Here is a 19,772-nt window from a genome sequence, read left to right on the forward strand (position 1 = left end):
AACCGCCACTCGAACAAGTGGCGGTTTTATTTTAGGGATATTCAAAACCAAATATAATTTTATACAGTTTGCTATCTTTTAAATAAAATTCCATAAAATACGGAGGCATTTCATATTGCTTTATTTTAGGATCATTAGGATTGTCAATCGTATATCTGATAATTTTTTCGTTAGATTTTTTTTCAACTTTATAGTTACTACCTTTTATATTGGTTATTTCCTCTAAAGTCATTCCTAATTTGAGCCCTGATTCTGTATTAAAATTATCGTATTTAGTTTCTGCAACGTCTTTCTCAAGTTTTCGGTCATCTTTTAAATACCCTACCTCGAAGCAACTAAAACTATTCTTCACATCTCCCTCATATTGATAGGCAAGTAAATATTCTTTTTTTTCTTTATCTGTAAAAGCAATCACAGGAGAATATCTTAAGTTATCTAATAATCTTACATTTTGAGGATAAAAATTATTTATAGAACCTTCTTCTCTTAATTGTAATTGATTCACTTTAAAATCTGGTTTAGAAAAATTTTCTGTAATAACAGTTTCATTTTCTATCTTTCCTTGTATCTTTTTTTCTGATTGATGACAACTAAAAAACAGAAAAAATAATAACAAAAGACTATTCATTAACATTTGGTATTTTCGTTCCACTTTTTCCATTATTATTTGGATTATTCTGAATATTAATATTTACAGGTACTGGACCTCCTGTTTTTATCATACTTCTTAGAGTATCTCTAAAATTGGTTAGAACAATTTTATCCCCAGACATTCCGATACAACCTAAAGTTCCCTCATTATTTCCATCAGGATGTATTCTTAATAAACTTCTACCTGTACTAAATTGTGGATTAAGATTAAAACTAAATCCGACTCCGTCCCGATTCATTCCTTTGTTATACCATCCATTTGGACTTCTGTCTTGATAACTATCCACAGTATACTCCCCATTTTCTGGTGCGCCATTTCCAAAACCTCCTGCAACACCATCATAAGAACCTAATGTTTTTGTTTTCCCATTTTCAAATGTTACATTTAACTTTACATCCACATCGCCAATTTTAGAGTTTCTCATTTCTCCATCTATCTCAACACTCATTTCTTTTGCTGCAGAATAACTCATTTTTCCATATGTATGATAACTTTCTAATACAAGTCCTTTATGCTTTTTATTGTCCCAGGTTTTAGTGCGTTCATAGTAAGTTCCTCTATATGTTTCACCTTTTTGAAGTACTCCTTTATCTTTATGGTTTTTAGCTGTTACATCATCTCGCCAAGTAATATCTCCATTCGCTGCTTCAACCCAATCCATTCCATCTGGATCTACAAATCTTATTGGATTATTATTAGCGTACATCATTGGATTTAAATCAGGATGTTTTTCAGAAAGTGGATCTGGTACAACCCAACGAGCAATATCAGGTAAGTATTGGCGGGCTCCGAAGTCATAAGCGCCAGTTTCTTGCAGTTCCTTGGAGCTATACTTGTAATTCTTATAAGTTCCCTGCCCAAAATAAGCATTACCGGTTTTCAGATGGTTCATCCCAAATGGATAATAATCATTACTGTCCACGATTTCAAGAACACCTGTGCTGTTTTTCCCAAAGCTCACTCTTACATTTCCTAAGTGATCCTTGTATTGGTAAATGTACTGATTTTTCTGATAATCATAAAATCCTTCAGAAGTAGGGAAAAACTGTAAATCCGGAGTTTTGGCTGATTGGAGAGAAACGGTAGTATTTTCCAATGAGAAAGCCTGAGGTTCCATTGCTCTTGCTGTCATCAATTCAATTTCCCCACCTCCTCCTGAAGTAACGATATCTCTTTTAAAATACTGAAAACCATCCAGATACTCTGTCTTTTCTGTAGTAGTGGTAACGTTATAATATCCTGAAACACTATTTACAGAGGTTTTTTCCAGCTTTGTACCATCTGCTCTATACATGTTATTGATAACAGTGCCAGCAGTACCGAAATCTATACTCATTTCCTGAGGAAGATTCAAATGATTGTATTTGATGTCTAAGATTTGCTTATCGGGCATTGAAATCATATTTCCATTGGCATCATATCCAATAGGTAATCCAGCTGTACCTTCGTACCCTGTACTATTACCGCTGTTATCTTTAATTTTGACAGCCTGGTTTCCCATATAATCATATGCAAGATTGTCAATTACCGTAGCGGTATTGCTTCCATTCTCCATCACAGAAGTCCTGTAAAGGGCGGTAATATTACCATTTACATCATACTGCAGAGATTCTGTATTTTCTTTGCTGTATGGGTTGTTGGGATTCTGATAGTATCCTGCCGTCAGCCTGTTGAGTTTATCGTAAGCATAACCGTATCTCTTTGGGGTTAACGAAGGATTTACGCCCAATGTTTCAACAGATCTCCAGTCTACTTCTGCGATATTGCCGTTGTATTTTGGAAGTACATCTTTACCTAAAAATAGTGCAGGGTCAGCATTGGTAACACCTTCTTTCTGAGTATACTTGATTTTATAAGAAAAAAGCTTGCCTCCTAAATCTGCAAGACTCATCTGGCTTTTGTTGATGTCAGTCATCCACCCTCTGATATTGTAAGCGTAATCAATACTCTGAAGGTTGTTTCCTACCTGCTTGTTGACCAGTTGAGAGAGTTCATTATAACTGTTTTTAGCCAATAGTTCTTCAGGATTGCTGTCTACCTGGTGATAATGTTCCTTCAGCCTGTTTCCATTATCATATACAAAACGTTCTTTTACCGTGATTCCTGTTTCCCCTGCCTTTCGTAAATGAGTAGTAATGGTTTGTAAAGCAAGCCCCGTAAAATCCAGTTTGGATTCTGTGTGGGTATATCCTCCCAAATGATTAATAGAGTGACTGCCAATAGCTCTTCCTTTCTGATCATAATAGGTATAGTTCTTTGTCCACTTGTCATCATCAATGTTTTTTACAAAGCTCATCACAGGAAGTCCTTTGGTACTTCTCCCATCAGCTGCAGGAGCTGCTGGCAATACTGGCTCTCCCTGAATAGTTGAAGGAAATGCAGGATTAAAACCGTAGGCAGGATAAGAGTCATAATAATTTACCGATAATAAAGTGAGCCACTTAGAGGCATGAGGATAGGTGACATCAGGATCGTAATAAACATCCATTCCCTGCCTGGTAAAGACCACAAAATTAGTCCGTGTCATATTATTTGAACCATCAGCCAATGGTTGCTCTGCATTTCGGTCTCCTCCTGTCGCAAGTCCAGTAATCACAACTCTTCCAAACTGATCGTACTGAGTATACAGCCATTGCCCTTTTGTTCTTAATAGAGCATCCTGAGTTCCTACAAGTCTATCCTGTTTGTCATATACCATATATTCCCAGCCTTTGCCAGGAAGCTTTTTTTCCACAAGTCTTCCCCTGCTATCATAACGGTATTGATAGCATAAAGTATTGAGAAGATCATCCGTAATAGGCTTATGAACAGCGAGAGGAGGAATAACAAAAGCCAGCTGGTCATATTCATTGTAAACATAATAGGTATCGATATGTTCTGCAGAACTCTTTATTTTCCTTACCAACAGAACCTGTCCTTTACCGTTTTTAAACTCTATGGTTTCATTGTCATCCTCATCTTTGACAGAGTTTTTATAAAGCTGGTTGGGGGCATAAACCGTGGCAGAGGATAAGCTCAGTACACTTTTAGTAGCTCCATCTACCCAGCTTGTGGTTGTGGTAAACTGATAGACTTCATTAAATCCGTTGGTATCATAACTGAACTTTACAGATTTTCCGTTCCAGTCATTACCTACCTGTTTCTGCTCCAGAATCCTGTCCAAAGGAGAGTTTTCCAGCACTTTTTCAGAATAGATCTTTTCATTTCCGTAGGTGTTAGGATAAACACCTAATGGACCTGAATAATAGTTTCCATTGCTGGTAGAAAGTTGGGGAACTGGCAAGTAATCTCTCACCTGTCTTCCGAAAGGATCATATTCAATATGGGTCACAACATCACGTCCCAGTGGTGATGCTGTTACGTTAACAATCTGCTTGGCCCTTCCCAACCCATCAAAATACTGAACGGTTTCTGAGGATTTGGTTGGAGAAGTTCCGTTATAATCCAGATACGTTTTGGACTGGATATAGTTTTCATTGCTTGAAATCGTGGAAAGCTGCGCATAGGTTATATTGGATAAGAGCAGAGCTCCTATTGGTAGTATTATCTTTTTCATCAGTTTTAGTTTTTATAGTTGTATTTCATTTCCTTCAACACTTTGCCGTTCACATCGATCACTTTCTGAAGTCTGTTTGCGGAATCATAAACATAGCTTTCTCTGATTCCTGATGGTGGTGTGATGCTTCTTACTCCAATTAATGGATCATAAGTGTAGGTAGTGATCTGATAATTTGGCAGAGCGTTTCTGAAGGTGTTCAGTACAGACAAAAATGAAGTTTCATCATTATTAGCAACAGCAGAGGCATCTGTATTGGAAGCATTAATAATGGAATCCATTAAAGACTGCTGGATATCTGATAATTTAGCTCCTTCTATTTTGGCAATAGGCTGAGTTTGGTTGTAACCCCAGATGATTACTGTTGAAAGACCATTTTTTGCGGTATATTGCTGCAAATTTCCTTTGGGATCGTATTTGTCAAAGGTTACTTCAGTAATTGCTACCGATGGGTTTTGAAGTTCGTAAGCTAACACTGAAATGGGCAAAACCAATCCTGATGTTTTTGTATTAGCCTCAGATTGATTTATAGGATAAATTGTTTCTGATTTTGCCAGTATTTTGCTTGTAGTACCCATTGTTTTACTACTTATAGTCTCTAAAGGAATTTCAACCATATTTTTTGATATCATCAATTGATTTCCTTTTTCAGATGCATAGGCGTAGCTTATATCGCTTGAAGAGTTATCTGGAAGGGTCGTTTTTTTATTGGATAATTGATAATGAGGATTAGAATACGTATTATCTATTGATGTAGTAAGTATTTTATCATTAAATAGCTCTGTGATCTGCTTCTTTCTCTCAAAACTAAAGTCAGAGAATAATGGATAATACTCATACCTATAATCCGTCTTGTAGATGTAATCATCTGGACTTTGTCCTCCAAAGGTTGATAATAAAACCCTGTTTCTAGGTTCAATTCTTACTCCAAAATTTTCATTTAAAACCAAATTCTTTCGGTCATAAATAATAGTATCTTTTTGAACTAATGAATAATTGCCATTGTCATTTTGTTTATAATATAAAGTCTTTTTAAGATTTCCTAGTTTCCATCCCATATAGGGTGTCCTTGTTCTATGATCTATAGTAGCCATATCTGTAGCTTCCAAAGGAGCGTTATTCTCAAAAAAATACTCTTTCTTTATTTTTTTATTATTCACATTATCAACAGATGTTTCAGTAACTTGTCCATAAACAATATTACTTCCCGATGAGTTTCTAAACGGATAATCAATGACTCCATAAAACTTGTTAATTCCTTCATAGAAGTTTTCGGTTACTAATAATGGATAACCGTGCAAGATTCCTGTGGAATATACTTTTCCACCCACTGTTTCATTATAAGAATATTCAGTTCGTAAAAGCTCTGCATTATTCTCTTTCTGAACGATAGATTTTATTCTTAATCCTCCCGCATTTTGTATATTGTCAGGATTAGTATTTGGCTGTTGATTATTTTTTACAGGACCCAGAAAAGACATCATCAATGTAAAACCTCCTGCACTATTAAATAGCCCTCCTTCATCATAGGTTAATACTTCCCGATGCGCTGTTAAAAGATATTCTCCTTTAGGAAACATTACTGTTTTATCAATGGTATGGCTCATCAAAGTAAATATTTGCCAGTTTCCATTTACTTTTCTGTATATGATAATATTGTAGGAATTATTGGCTCCGTTATTTTCATCAAATACCTGTTCAATCTGAGTATTTAAATCAACAGAGGTATCTTCTTCAAACTCCCAGTTCATCTCATAATTCATTTCTGGAGGAAGCTGTTCTCCTGTATTAGGATCAGCAGCCTGTTCACTGGCGAAGGCTACATATTTTGTCTCCATTGAAAATAGATCTCCGATAACCACTTCATTAATATCATTGATCGCCTGATAGGTATGATTTTCGTAATCAAATTCGGTAGATCCGCCTGTAGGATAGGTGATTTTTTTAAGCATCCCTATTTTTGAATAATCCTCTCTTACAGCTCTGTTTGCTGTACCTGCTGATTTTACACCATTGGCATACTTAAAATTAATGTTAGGGATCAGTTCAGTATTTTCAGTATGTCCATTATAATAACCAAAGAAATCCTGTGCAAAACTAAGTCGACTTGGTAATTCACCTGGGAAATACTCAAAATTATGTTTACTGATTATCTGGTTGTTTTTATCGTATTCAGATACCCCATTTAATTTTAACCTTGGAATAGCTCTGTCAAAGTTGGGTGTAAAAATATAATTATTACTTCTTGAAAAATCATTCATTGGAGTTGGAAACTCTGAATTGAAATATCCCTGATTAAGTTGATAGGTTTTAATTACGTTGTTATTATTTTTAATTTTTATTTTATCCAGGGAATAAGCATTGAAGTCTTTTCGTGCTGTTGTAGATTTAATAAATTCAATCTCTGTATTTTCATAAACAATTCGGTTTATAAGCTTATCTGCAATTCCTGGTGAACTGTAAACATTATAAACTTTTCCATCTTTAGTTTTAGCAATTTCAGATGATATTGGGTATTTATTACCTATCACTACAGGATTACCACTTGACCAAGAAACTACATCATATTTTCCATTAAAAAAATCAAAATTATTAGCAAAATATTTATATTGAGAGGTAAGGTAAACATCCTGTTTTGTTAAATCGGTAACTGGAACAGCATTACCATCATAATAAAATCTTACTGTCTTATTATCATTGGTAGTAATTTTTACAAGTAACCATGTGCCGAATTGAGGATCTGTACCGTTTGAAAATGCACTATCATTGCTAATGCTTACACTTGAGACCTCCTCTATAACTTCAAATCTATTGTCATTGTCATCTGATTTTCCAAAAAAATAAGTATTCCCTGAACCATCAATAATTTTAAAGTCAACGATATTTCCATAATTATTTAAAGTGGGAATGATCTTGATATTATTTAAAGGAGTTGAGACAAACTTATTGGTTGAGAAATCATAAAAGAATTTAAAATTCATATTGAATAATGAAACATTAAATTCATCTGGTTCCAGATCAACATTTTCAGCATTTTGATCCAGCCATACATCAGTATATGTACCTGTTGAATTGTTCATCAGGCTATTTTTAGCAGTGGCAATAGACTGTAGGTAAAATGCAGAATCATTATAATTATCTCTTTTGCCTCTGATACTTCTGGAAATAGTTCCCATTGATGATAAATTCCATCCCTGTCCTACAGAACTTGCTACTTCACTTACTTTTATGCCTTGTGTATTATATTGTAAGCTAATAGGAATAGATAAATTATTATTAATAGGTAATGTATAGATTGGAACTGAAACATTTACAGAACCATTGGATAAAGATATTGGTTTATCAATATATTTTCCTAACGAACTTATATCAGGAGTTTTTGGAGTAAACCCTAAATAAGTATCTTTCATTTGATTTTGTGAATACAGCCAACTGCAAAACAGCAAGAGGCACATAATTTGATATTTTTTCATCGTGTTTATTTCTTAATTAATTTAGCACTTGCCGTTTTGTTGGTATCTGTTTTTATTGTGATCAGATAAGCTCCCTGAACCAAAGCCTGGGTATTGATCTTCGTGACTCTGTTTTTAGTTTTTATACTTTGGAGCTGCCTTCCGCTCATATCATATAACAGAATATCTGCTTCTTTAAAGTCGTTGAATCCTATTTCTACATAAGCATAGTCAGATACTGGATTTGGATAGATCTTGATATCGTATTTTTCAATCAACTGGTCTACCTGTTTGTCTCCCAGCTTTACAATTTTCCAGTTTTCTTTACCCAATTCTTCTGCACTGGTTCCAGCGAGAATAATGGAGCCGTCTCTGTTGAGTTTTAAATCAGAAAGTCTTTCTTCTTTTTGTCTGGATTCTCCTTTTACGTGTTTTCTCCACTGCTCATTACCATTTTGATCTAAATACAGCATCCAGAAGGTTTCATCATCAGTTTGAATTCTTCCTTCAGCCTGGGTGTAACCTCCTAATAAAATTCCTTTAGAAGATTTATCGTCAACAGAATGAAGAACACTCATTCCCATTAGAATATCTCTGTTTTTGAAATTGTAGGATTTCTGCCACTGCTCTTCTCCTCTTTCATTGAGAGCAATCAGCCAAAGATCTGTCCCTTCTTCAATGCCTACGGTTTTGTTTTCTGATCTTTCTGATCTTGATTCTCCACCAATGATAAAACCTGTAGAGGTTAGTGCAAGGTTTCTCAAATGATCATCTCCTTTGCCTCCGAAGTTCTTTTCCCATTCTACTTTTCCGTTTTTGTCCAATTTTACGATCCAGTAATCACCCTCACCAAAGTTTTCAGTTTGTTTCGAGTTGCGGGATACGGAATTTGGGTTTTGAACGTTTGATGCAGAACCCGCATGTCGCATCCCGGAACCTTGTTCAGAACCAGAAACACGAACCTCGGAACTCCTGGAATAAATCCCTAGTAATGCTCCACCATCTCTCGTTGGAATCATCTTCTCTACTTCGTCTAAACCTTTTCCGCCTAAAATTAATTGGGAGAGTTCTTTTCCGTTTTTATCGAGTCTCGTGATCCATACGTCTTTAGAGCCATAGCCTTTTGCAGAATTCTGTATATTTCCGGCCACAAAAAATCCTAAATCAGTAGTCTGGATAACAGCTCTGGCTTCTTCATCGGAAGAACTTCCCAACGTTTTCTGCCATAATTCATCCCCAAATTCATTGATTCTGATCAGCCAGATATCGGAACCGCCTTTGGAATCCTCTTTTTTATCTAAACCTTTTCCGGAATAAGATGTTCCGGCTAGTAAAAAACCTCCATCCTGAGTAGTAACAGTCGCAGACAGATAATCATGGTTTTGTCCTGAGAAATATTTTTCCCACACTTCCTGTCCTTGTTGATTGAGTTTTATTAAATGAAAATCGTAACCGTTATTTTGCTTACTGCCTGAAGCGTGCTGCTTATTGCTTTGAATAGAGCTTCCTGTGATCAGATACTGCTGATCAATGGTTGTAGTGATCTGGCTTAGAAAATCCTGGGTAGAGGATTGGATATCTTTCTGCCACACCACTTCCTGAGCAGATACGCCCAGGATTGTGCATAAAGTGAATGCACCGAGATAAAGTCTTCTCATCCTTGTGTTTTTGTTTTTTAGTTATTAATCAGTTTATTAAAACTGCACGAATGTAATGCTTTTTAATACATGAAAATCAACATATTACAGTTTTACGTAAATAATACTATTAATAATTAATTCTTCTTTACAATGTATTAGAATTGGTTCATTATAATGCAAAAATATTTACACCAACGACAGAACATCTCGCATTAAATACAATATGCACAGAGCTTGAAATTCTCATTTCAATTACGAAATTATATCACATAAAAGACAATATTGCCACACCTTATAAACCATAAAACACTTTCTCTATATCATCTTTAATCATTTCATTATCAGCTATTGCAGTGATTTATTTTTATCAATAAGTTTACTGCATGATGAGAAAAAGCTATTACCAAAAACTGGCATTGATGGTCACATTGCTGACTGTTTTATTAGCCTATCAGAAATACACCAGTCGTGAAAAAGAACCTTTTCCTGAAGTTACCTTTATTAAAGATTCTTCAATACGGGATCTATCAGATTTTGATCCTAATATACTGGACAAAGAACAGTGGCTGAAACTTGGATTTTCAGATAAACAAGCTGCTACTATCCTTAAGTATAAAGATATGGTAGGAGGAAAATTTACGTCAAAAGAGCAGTTGAAAAAATGTTATGCTATTTCCGAAGAGAAATTCAGTGAGCTAGCCTCTTTCATCTTGCTTCCTGAAGCAGCAGAAAAAGGAGATTCCAAAAGATTCACTCCATACGGGAAGAAAGGAATTATGATTTCAGCGAAATTCAATCCTGATCGGTTTTCTGTCCACGACTGGCTTAAGATGGGTTTCAGTGAAAAGCAGGCAGAAGCTATTATAAAGTATAGAAATTATCTCGGAGGAAGTTTTATCAGTAAGGAAAAGTTTAAAGAATGCTTTATCATTTCCCCGGAAAATTACAGCAAAATCGCACCTTATCTTTTGCTGCCGGAAAACACTCCGGAAAACTTCAGGAATTTTGCGAAGGATAATACTGTAAAACCCAGAATTCAATATCATATTTTTGATCCTAATCAGCTTGATTTAGAGGGTTGGAAAACACTTGGATTCTCAGAGAAACAAGCAATCATAATCCTCAATTACCGGGACAGAAATTTACGGGGAAGTTTCAAAAGCCTAGAAGATCTGCAGAAATGTTTTGTGATCTCCGCAGAGAAATTTCAGGAGATGAAACCCTATATCAAAATTCAGGAAAAACAACAGGAAAAAACAGATTTTTCAAAAACAGATCTTAATACCATTACTTTCAAACAGCTTATAGAATTTGGTCTGGATGAAAGAAGTGCAGGCTCAATAATTGGCTTCAGAAAGAAGCTGGGAGGTTTTATGAATAAGCAGCAAATTTTAACCACCTACAACATAGATCAGGATCTGGTTCAAAAACTGATTTCAATAGCCCCGTTGATTATATCCAATGTTCCCAGGTATTCATTAGTAGAAGCACCTGAGGAATGGCTTAAAAATCATCCTTATTTCAAGTATTCAGCAGAAAAAATCATATTCTACCGGATCAGTAACCCTGATGATAAGAAAATATGGAAACTTTTGAAACTGAAACTTGAGTATGAAGAAAGAATGAAATTATATATAAAATAACATGAACCCTAAAATAGGCGTAAACTCTTCCAAAATATTCCGGAAGAGTTACGTCCTGCAAAATAATATCTTCGATTTTAGTGATGCATGTAGTTGCTTGGACCATTAGTCCCTTCAATGGATTCCGGCAGTATTCCATATTTATTACGTAAATCTACTGTGCCTAATTTTTTTTCCGTATTAATATCAATTATACTGATCGTACCGGAATTTAAGTTGGGGAGATCCAATAAATTATTCTGTACTGCTACAACTTCTTTTCCTGATTTGGTTTTAAAGAAAGCCATATGATGTGCGCCTTTATCCGCATCCAGAGTCTTCAAAAGCTTTAGTTGAGGAAGATTATTAATATCAAAGACAAGTACTTTTCCAGGTTCTGCAAAACTCACGTACAATTTGTTGGTATCATCAATATACATTTCAAGTGCCCAGCCTAAACCTTTTGTGCTTCCGTCAAAAATCTTAGTAAAAGCATCATATTTTTTGGTTATAGCATTATAGGGAGCTATCCAGATATCTCCACCAAGCATTGTAGTAGCAAGTGCATATTGCGGGAACTTTCCGCGCAGTAACAAGACTTCTACAGGAGCAGATAAATCAGTTGGAGAGTCTGCAACCTGATAGGTTTCCTTTATTTCGTAAGTATTGAGATCTAATAAAGTACAGGTATTACCCATTCCGGTAGTAAGATCAGGGTGAATAGTGGATGATACCATCATCAGTCCTTTTTCCTCATTGATGGAAATACCGTGTGGATACATGATAAACTTATTGGGGTTAGTCTGAATGGGTGCTTTAATCGTTTTGATAAGCTTATTATTAGCCGCGTTAAAAACACCTATACTTCCGTCTTTTGGACCTCCTGCTCCACCCATAAAGGTCATAAAATATCTTCCGTCATTGGTAAAAAATAAATTTTCGCCTACCGTATTCTCACCCGTATCAACAGGAATTGCGTTCAATAATATGGGTTGTCCGTTTTGGTCTTGCCCGGTTTTTACTTCGTAGAGATAACTGCCTCCCAAAGCAGTTGTGAACATTTTGTTGGCATTTTGATTGTAATAAATATGGTGAGGCAATACACCGACACCTAATTCAAGCTTACTGCTTATATTTCCAAAATTGGGTGCTTCAGGATCAAGTTCAATAACGGCAATTCCGTCTGGTAATCCTTTTAAACTTCTGTAATCAATGTAAAATGAAGAATCATGTGGATGATCCGGATAATGATTATCATTTTGACAACTCACTAATATTACCAAAGTAATACATACTAGAACTGAATTAAGACTTAATTTCATGATTTTCAGGCTATTATTGTTAATATTATAAATATAAAACATTTTCACTGAAAAATAAAATATATTACACCAATACGTGAAAAAACAATAAATAACATTAAAAAATAATGCTTCCCATAGGTAATACAAGGAAGCATGAAATTAAAAACCGTTAAGTATTTTAGATATTTTTAATCAATTGTTTTACTGGAATCTGCCAGCAGGGAGTTAAGTGTATTCAGTTCCTCATCCGTCATATCTCTCCATTTCCCGATAGGTAAATCAAGTTTGATATTCATGATACGGATTCTCTTAAGTTTTTTTACTTCGTATCCAAGATATTCACACATTCTTCGGATCTGTCTGTTCAGTCCCTGAGTAAGAACAATTCTGAAATTCATTTCATCAATCTTTTCTACCTCACATTTTTTAGTCACGGTATCAAGAATTGGAACACCGTTTCGCATTTTTTCCAAAAATCTTGGTGTGATAGGTTTGTCTACCCGAACAAGATATTCTTTCTCGTGGTTATTTCGTGCTCTAAGAATTTTATTAACGATATCACCATCGCTCGTTAAGAAAATAAGTCCTTCACTTGGTTTATCCAGTCTTCCGATCGGAAAAATTCTTTTGGGGTGATTGATATAATCTACGATATTATTTTTTTCACGTTTTGTATCCGTGGTACAAACGATTCCTACCGGCTTATTAAAAACAATATACACCGGTTTTTCCTGAGGCTCTCTGATCGGTTTTCCATCTACTTCTACAAGATCTTCATCAGAAACTTTGGTTCCTAACTCAGGAATTTTCCCGTTTATCTTGATCCTTCCTTCTTCCAAAAGTTTATCTGCTGCTCTCCTTGAACAGTATCCCACTTCCGATAAATATTTATTGATACGCGTTTTTTCCATTAGTCTTTTCCGTAGCCGGTATAATTTTTATTACTGAAATCGGGGGTTCCATAGCTTAAATCTATGAAAAATCATCATCCCATCTTTCAGTTTATGTGATTTGAAAACGATTCCTCCTTCGGGCTCAATATTTTTGAATAGGAAACTTGTATTTTCAGTATTTCCTAATGCAAAGTTAGGAAGAAAATGATATTCTTATGAAAGTAATACCATAATCAATATTTCCTGATGGTGTATGATTTTCAATATCCTGAGAATTGCTGGTTTAATTTTTACAGACCTTCAAATCTATACTCATTATTCAGGAACTGATCTGTAGCATCTTCAATGGCATAGTCACCAATCTTGGTACGTCTCAGCTGTGTCAGATAAGCTCCTACTCCCAATTCCTGCCCGATATCATGGGCCAGACTTCTGATGTAGGTTCCTTTTGAACATCCTACCATAAAACTCACCACAGGAAAATCAATTTTAATATCCTTGATGTAATGGATCGTTGTTTTTCTTGCTTTCATTTCCACTTCTTCACCAGCTCTGGCAAGGTTGTATGCTCTTTCACCATCAATTTTAATAGCCGAATAAACAGGTGGTTTCTGTTCAATTTCTCCAACAAATTTTTCCAACACTTCTTTTACCTGTTGTTCAGTAATATGCGAGATATCCTGTTGAAGAATTTCAGGTTTTTCAGTATCATAGGATTCTGTCTGTACACCAATCTTGATCTCTGTCCAATATTCTTTGGGAGCATCCTGAATTTCAGGAATTTTCTTTGTAAATTTTCCACAGCAGACGATAAGAAGCCCAGTTGCTCTGGGATCTAAAGTTCCGGCGTGTCCGATTTTAAATTTTTTAGGAAGATCAAACTCCCTCTTAAGTTTATATTTCATTTTATTGACAGCCTGGAAAGAAGTCCAGTCCAAAGGCTTATCCAATAAAAAAATGTATCCTGATTTCAGTTCTTCAGCAGTCATGAATGGGTATAAAAGATTTCTTATTTAAAGAAATAAAAATAAATCAACAGGGCAACTCCAACAAAAATACGGTACCAGCCCCAAGGTTTGAATCCATATTTGTTAAGCACACCAATAAATGCTTTAATGGCAATAAGTGCTACAATAAATGCTACAATATTTCCTACCACGAAGATCATAATGTGATCCTGTGAAGACATAATCATTTCATATCCTTTCTGTGGATTTGCGGTTTCTTTTCCCCAGGTCTTAACAAAAACTGAGTACACTGTTACCGCAAGCATGGTAGGAACTGCAAGAAAAAAAGAGAATTCTGCAGCAGCCTTTCTGGTAAGACCTTGTGCCATTCCCCCAATGATGGAAGCAGCACTACGGCTTGTACCCGGCATCATTGCAAGACACTGCCAGAAACCAATGGTAACAGCATTTCTTATCGTAATTCCTTTTTCATCATCAATCTTAGGATTCTTAAACCATTTATCGGCAAACAATAAAACTACACCACCCAACACCAGTACAGAAGAAATCGCAATCTGGTTCCCAAGAACGGCTTCAATTTTATCATCGAATAAATATCCCAACACCAAAGCCGGAACGACTGCAAATGCAAGTTTGAAATAGAACTGAATATTATTTAAGTCAAAAAACTTTTTCCAATAAGCTACTACCACAGATAAAATAGCTCCAAACTGAATAGACACCTGAAACATTTTTAAAAATTCTGTTTCTTCCAACCCCATAAGATTCGCAGTAAATCCCATATGTGCTGTAGAGGAAATCGGAAGATATTCCGTCAAGCCTTCTACAATGGCAATAATAATTGCTTTGATTAAATCCATATTCTTTTAAAAATTAAAAAGATTAAAAGATTTAAGAATTAGAAAAATCAGCTCATTGGCTTACATCTTTCAATTCTTAAATTTTTTAATCCTTAAATAAAATTATTTTATTTATTTTCTTTTTAAGATCGCGTACACTTCTATTGCAAATCCTATAACAACAAACAGAGGTGCTATTCTGATTCTTCTGATAGAAAAGATCCCATCATTCCATGAGTTAGGATCAAATTTTCCATCTACAGTATTGGCATCAGGTCCCATCATCAGTAGAAATCCTACTACAATAAATGCTAATCCGATCAGCATCCATTTGAAATTCTGCTGTCCGAAATAGAAAGTGTTTTCCTGTGGTACTTCAGCTTCATGTCCAAAGTCTGAAGCGGAAAATTTATTTGTTTTTTTGCTCATTATTAAGAGTAATATAAATCGTCAACGTTTGATTTTAAGAATCTCCATGTAGCGAAAATTGTACTTAACACAGAAATAAAAATTCCTACTCCAAGTACCAGGATAACTAACCAGAAGTACTGATTGTTGTCCTGCACGAAAGCTGAACCAATCTGACTTGTGAAATAATACCAGACTCCACCTAACGCAATAAGACCTATTACAGAACCGATAGCTCCCAGAATAATAGCTTCTACAATGAAAGGTTTAAGGATAAATCTTCTTTTCGCTCCTACCAACTGCATTGTTTTAATAATAAATCTCTTCGAGAATATCTTCAGACGGATAGAGTTGTTGATCAATACAACTGCCAATATCAGAAACAGAATCGAAAATCCTAAAATCCATTTCAGAATTCTGCTTAGGTTATTGTAAACATCTACCATCAAAGTACTGTCATTTTTAACATCGATAATCCCTGGAACAGATTTGATCTCTTTGATGGCTTCATCAATTTTTGCTGGATCTACGAATTCCGGTTTTAAAGCTACTTCAATAGAGGAAGGGAAAATATTTTCTTCGAACAATGCATCACTGTCGATTCCCATACTCTTTTTGGCTTCTTTAGCCGCCATATCCCTTGAAATATAAGTCGCTTTTTTTACAGGAGCTAATAACTGTACCTTTTTAAAAGTTTCTTCCTCAAGTTTTGCAATTTTTACAGAATCTTTAGCGTCATAGTTTTCATCAAAGTAGGCATTCACCACCAACTGTTCTTTGATATAGTCAGAATACTTCTGGGCATTAATCAGAATAAGCCCCATTAATCCTAACAAAAATAACACTAAGGCAATACTTATCACTACTGTAATATTGCTGGACCGAAGCCTTTTCTTATTAAATTCATCTACAGATTTAGCCATTAATATTAAAATTTTTGGCTAAAATAGAAAAAATCTTCCGAAATTTGGGACGAAATAAAGAAAATCACTGTTAATAAAATCATAAAAAACTTTGAGTGTAAAAGCAAAAAAACATCTTGGACAGCACTTCCTGACAGATGAAAATATCGCAAGAAAAATTGTAGAAGGTCTTAGTTTTGAGAACTATACCAACATCATGGAAGTAGGCCCTGGAATGGGAGTTCTTACCAAATATCTTCTTGAAAAGGATCAGAACATTTACCTTGCAGAAATAGACACAGAATCTATTGAATACCTGAAAAACAATTATAAAAAAGTAACGGAAGAAACTTTTGTAGGAGATTTCCTGAAGCAGGATTTCAGTTTTATCAAAGACGATCAGATTGCTATCATTGGAAATTTCCCTTATAACATTTCGTCACAGATTCTGTTTCAGATTGTAGATCATTACCAATTGATCCCGGAAATGGTGGGAATGTTCCAGAAAGAGGTTGCTGAAAGAACGGCTGCTGTTCCCAGAACTAAAGATTACGGTATTCTTTCTGTTCTGATACAGGCGTATTATGATGTATCTTATATGTTTACGGTACATGAGAACGTCTTCAATCCTCCGCCAAAAGTAAAATCGGGAGTCATCAGACTTACAAGAAACCCTAAAGAAGGACTTGCAGGCAATGAGGTTCTGTTTAAGCAGATTGTTAAGACAGGTTTCAACCAAAGAAGAAAAAAGCTTTCTAATGCTCTGAAATCATTAAACATTCCTGAAGCCCTAAAAGGACATGAATTTTTAGATAAGAGAGCGGAAGAACTTAGTGTTGCAGATTTTATACACTTTGCGAATCTCTGGAAAGAAAATCAATAGACAATTATTATAAAAAGCTCCTCTATCAGGAGCTTTTTTTGTTGAATAAAGTACCCTTATTCGTTAAAAGTAGAAAGCCTTTCAAATAAATTCGAAAGGCTTTCTTTTATAGTACATTATCAATTTTAGTTTCTGTTCTTCAGCATGATCCATCCTGACCAGTTCATCTGAGCTTTTGATTTTGGATACTCAAAGTTGAATTTATACCAGTATGTTGCTGTAGGAAGTCTCTTACCACCTACTGTTCCGTCCCAGGTAGGATTTTCTTTTGAGAATCTGAACATTTCTACTCCATATCTGTCATACACAGAACCTGTAAAGTTTTTAAAGTCTCCAAGAGCCTTAAGATCCAGTACATCGTTGATTCCGTCTTCGTTCGGCGTAATGATATTGTTAATCTGCAATGTAAAGAATTCAAGAGATCCCACACAATGCGTTCCTACTCTTCTTACTAAAACAGTGTAGTTTGTATTATCTAAAAGGTTAGTAAATACATTAGAAGCCTGCCATGTAATACCATTGTCAATAGAATATTCCAAAGTACTTGGTGTATTGTTCATTGGCGGGTTTTCCGCTGTAATTGTTACTGACTTTTTGATACTTTCATAATTTAAAGCGGTAACGAAAGGAGTTGCTGCTCCCATTACTTTAGCTTCAAAAACTTTCTTACAGATACCGTTATCAATTTCCACTGAGTAAATACCCCATTGATTCACATTAATTTTCTGCGTTGTAGCACCTGTGCTCCAAAGATATTTATAACCGTCACCAGCTCCTGCATCCAGGGTTACAACATCACCTACACACATTTCAACATCTTTCAATGTAGAGGTAATTTCTGGTGTCACTTCAATTCTAATTGTTGCCGGATTCAGAGATTTACATCCTTTTGCTCCAATTGCATATACTGTAAATGTGGTAGTCTGATACAGAGTAACGGTCTGCATATTCCCTGTTCCCATAAAATTGCTCCAAAGATAAGTATCTCCTCCTTCAGCAGTAAGAGTTACAGATTCTCCCGGACAGATTTTTATTCTGGAAGCTTTCACTTTAGCGGTTGGGGTTGCTTCTTTCTGTAATGTCAGTTCTACAATTTTGCTACAGAATCCTCCATTGGAAACCAAAACATACAAAATCTGTCCATCGTTACCATTATAGTTTAAAGGAGTCTGAATATAGTTGTTATTCTGTGCAACAGCATCTGCCTGATTTTCGTAGAATTTAAAGATAGCTCCAGGCGTTGGGCTGATGGTAGGCATAATTGTACTTAAATCAAAAGTAGTAATATCCGGTGTGGTACAAAGCAGCAATGTTGCATCCTGAGCCTGAGGTGTTGTTCCTCCGTGAATCTGTATGGAAGCTTTACCCGGACATGGATTACCTGGAACACTTACTTCGATAGTATAAGTACCAGGCTGTATTGCAGTAATTGTATTAGTCGTTGCATTAGGTATTGGTGCACCGTTATAGAACCACTGATATACAAGGTTAGGGTCATTTACAGAAGCTGTAATTACCTGAGGGACATTATCACATACATTGATATCTGAAGGCAATTTGGTTCCTGCAGGATCTAAAAGGTCTACTCCGATATTGAAAGATCCACCTTCAAGGAATACTGCAGAGTCATAACTATGGTCACTGTAATCGGCAATTACCATTTTAAAGTGGTATTGCTGTCCTGCTACTACGGTTGCCGTAGCAGTCAATGGAATCGTTCTTCCGTTAAAATTTGTTTCAACGTTCCCGGTGTTATATCCTGCAAAATATTGTTCGTTTACGGCACCACAACTCCCTGCAATTGCAGGGTGGATATTGGTAATACTTACCGGTCCTGCTCCTCCCGGAAGTACAGCCATATTTACATAAGGTCCACCTGAAGTAGGTCTCAATAAGATGGCAAATGCATCTGCAAAGGTACAAGGGAATGAGCCTGTATATTCTTCTGAGGCAATCAGATAATTAAATTTAATCTGAGAGGTGGTTGGAACGAAGTCAAACTCCAAAAGCACAGCATCATTCAATCTGCTTTCCACTACCCCAATCACCTGTGCAAGGTCAGCATCTGATCCTCCACCGTTCACATCACTAAGGCCACCCTCAAAGGTGTTACCAGCTCTTCTTGCAAATCCTGTGGAAAGAATAAGTCCATCTTTAAACGGAAAATTGGTTGCAGCCTTATGAAAATATCCCCATGCTCTGTTTGCCTCACTTGCAGCATGATTAGGTGTAATCTTCACATTGGTTACATTGGGAGTAAGACAAGTATTGGTCCCGGATGAGATCAATACATCTTTAACCATTTTTTCAATAGTATAAGCTGTTTCAGGATACTGCGGAGCATTCACATCAATAAAAGCACCAGCCCTTCCGGATAGATTTGAAGGAATTTCTTTTGCCTGTTTTCGCGGAGGCAGATCTTGTGAAAATAAAAAAGTCGAGATGACTAAAAAAAATAAACAAAGCGGTAGATATCTTCTCATAATATTTTTGTTTCAACAAATTTAATTTTTTTTTAAATATATCATATACATATTTATATTTTTTACCACAAAAAAACAAAATAAGAACCTCTTACAGTAAATTTTCATTAATCAATCCCTATTCGGACAAATCATAAATAGTGTGGTAGCATTGTATTACAAAATATTTT

13 protein-coding genes are annotated in these 19,772 nt (G+C 35.5%); 2 read left to right on the top strand and 11 right to left on the bottom strand.

Annotation, left to right across the window (positions count from 1 at the left end; genetic code table 11):
• Positions 1-31 precede the first annotated feature (31 nt).
• The 4 genes from A1704_RS05185 to A1704_RS05200 all read right to left on the bottom strand — a co-directional run bounded on the left by A1704_RS05185 (position 32) and on the right by A1704_RS05200 (position 9,318).
• On the bottom strand, positions 32-661 hold the full coding sequence (locus A1704_RS05185; protein WP_062671098.1) for a hypothetical protein: 630 nt from the start codon (positions 659-661) through the stop codon (positions 32-34).
• Positions 621-4,208 (bottom strand): DUF6443 domain-containing protein, encoded by a 3,588-nt coding sequence (locus A1704_RS05190; RefSeq protein ID WP_062671100.1) that lies wholly within the window; start codon positions 4,206-4,208, stop codon positions 621-623. The genes A1704_RS05185 and A1704_RS05190 overlap by 41 nt, the downstream gene beginning before the upstream one ends.
• A gap of 5 nt (positions 4,209-4,213) precedes the next feature.
• Complete coding sequence (locus tag A1704_RS05195) at positions 4,214-7,618, bottom strand: hypothetical protein (RefSeq protein WP_062671102.1); 3,405 nt, start codon at positions 7,616-7,618, stop codon at positions 4,214-4,216.
• Positions 7,619-7,686: 68 nt separating this feature from the next.
• Positions 7,687-9,318 carry a T9SS type A sorting domain-containing protein gene (locus A1704_RS05200; protein ID WP_062671104.1) on the bottom strand — a complete coding sequence of 544 codons (1,632 nt, stop codon included), beginning with the start codon at positions 9,316-9,318 and terminating at the stop codon, positions 7,687-7,689.
• Positions 9,319-9,683: 365 nt separating this feature from the next.
• Here A1704_RS05200 and A1704_RS05205 point away from each other — a divergent pair, with 365 nt between their 5' ends.
• Positions 9,684-10,943 carry a helix-hairpin-helix domain-containing protein gene (locus A1704_RS05205; RefSeq protein WP_062671107.1) on the top strand — a complete coding sequence of 420 codons (1,260 nt, stop codon included), beginning with the start codon at positions 9,684-9,686 and terminating at the stop codon, positions 10,941-10,943.
• A gap of 77 nt (positions 10,944-11,020) precedes the next feature.
• Here the strand turns inward: A1704_RS05205 and A1704_RS05210 are convergent, their stop codons facing one another.
• From A1704_RS05210 to A1704_RS05235, 6 genes are all read right to left on the bottom strand, one after another.
• A complete protein-coding gene (locus tag A1704_RS05210) occupies positions 11,021-12,193 on the bottom strand; it encodes a YncE family protein (protein WP_147367631.1) in 1,173 nt (390 codons plus the stop codon).
• 221 nt (positions 12,194-12,414) lie between these two features.
• The gene (gene rluF / locus A1704_RS05215) at positions 12,415-13,137 is read right to left on the bottom strand and encodes a 23S rRNA pseudouridine(2604) synthase RluF (protein WP_062671111.1); all 723 of its coding nucleotides are present in this window, start codon (positions 13,135-13,137) and stop codon (positions 12,415-12,417) included.
• A gap of 272 nt (positions 13,138-13,409) precedes the next feature.
• A complete protein-coding gene (gene truB / locus A1704_RS05220) occupies positions 13,410-14,108 on the bottom strand; it encodes a tRNA pseudouridine(55) synthase TruB (RefSeq protein ID WP_062671113.1) in 699 nt (232 codons plus the stop codon).
• A 20-nt stretch (positions 14,109-14,128) separates the two neighbouring features.
• Entirely contained in the window at positions 14,129-14,947 is an 819-nt protein-coding gene (locus A1704_RS05225) for an undecaprenyl-diphosphate phosphatase (protein ID WP_062671115.1), read from the bottom strand.
• A gap of 111 nt (positions 14,948-15,058) precedes the next feature.
• Entirely contained in the window at positions 15,059-15,355 is a 297-nt protein-coding gene (locus tag A1704_RS05230) for a DUF3098 domain-containing protein (protein ID WP_062671117.1), read from the bottom strand.
• Between the two features lie 2 nt (positions 15,356-15,357).
• Complete coding sequence (locus A1704_RS05235) at positions 15,358-16,257, bottom strand: cell division protein FtsX (protein ID WP_062671119.1); 900 nt, start codon at positions 16,255-16,257, stop codon at positions 15,358-15,360.
• A gap of 91 nt (positions 16,258-16,348) precedes the next feature.
• Between A1704_RS05235 and rsmA the strand changes: the two genes are divergently transcribed.
• Entirely contained in the window at positions 16,349-17,119 is a 771-nt protein-coding gene (gene rsmA / locus A1704_RS05240; protein ID WP_062671122.1) for a 16S rRNA (adenine(1518)-N(6)/adenine(1519)-N(6))-dimethyltransferase RsmA, read from the top strand.
• 125 nt (positions 17,120-17,244) lie between these two features.
• Here rsmA and A1704_RS05245 read toward each other — a convergent pair whose 3' ends face one another.
• Positions 17,245-19,602: a choice-of-anchor L domain-containing protein gene (locus tag A1704_RS05245; RefSeq protein ID WP_062671124.1), complete on the bottom strand. Its 2,358-nt coding sequence runs from the start codon at positions 19,600-19,602 to the stop codon at positions 17,245-17,247.
• Between the last annotated feature and the right edge of the window lie 170 nt (positions 19,603-19,772).

The organism is Chryseobacterium cucumeris (assembly GCF_001593385.1).
Lineage (GTDB): Bacteria > Bacteroidota > Bacteroidia > Flavobacteriales > Weeksellaceae > Chryseobacterium > Chryseobacterium cucumeris.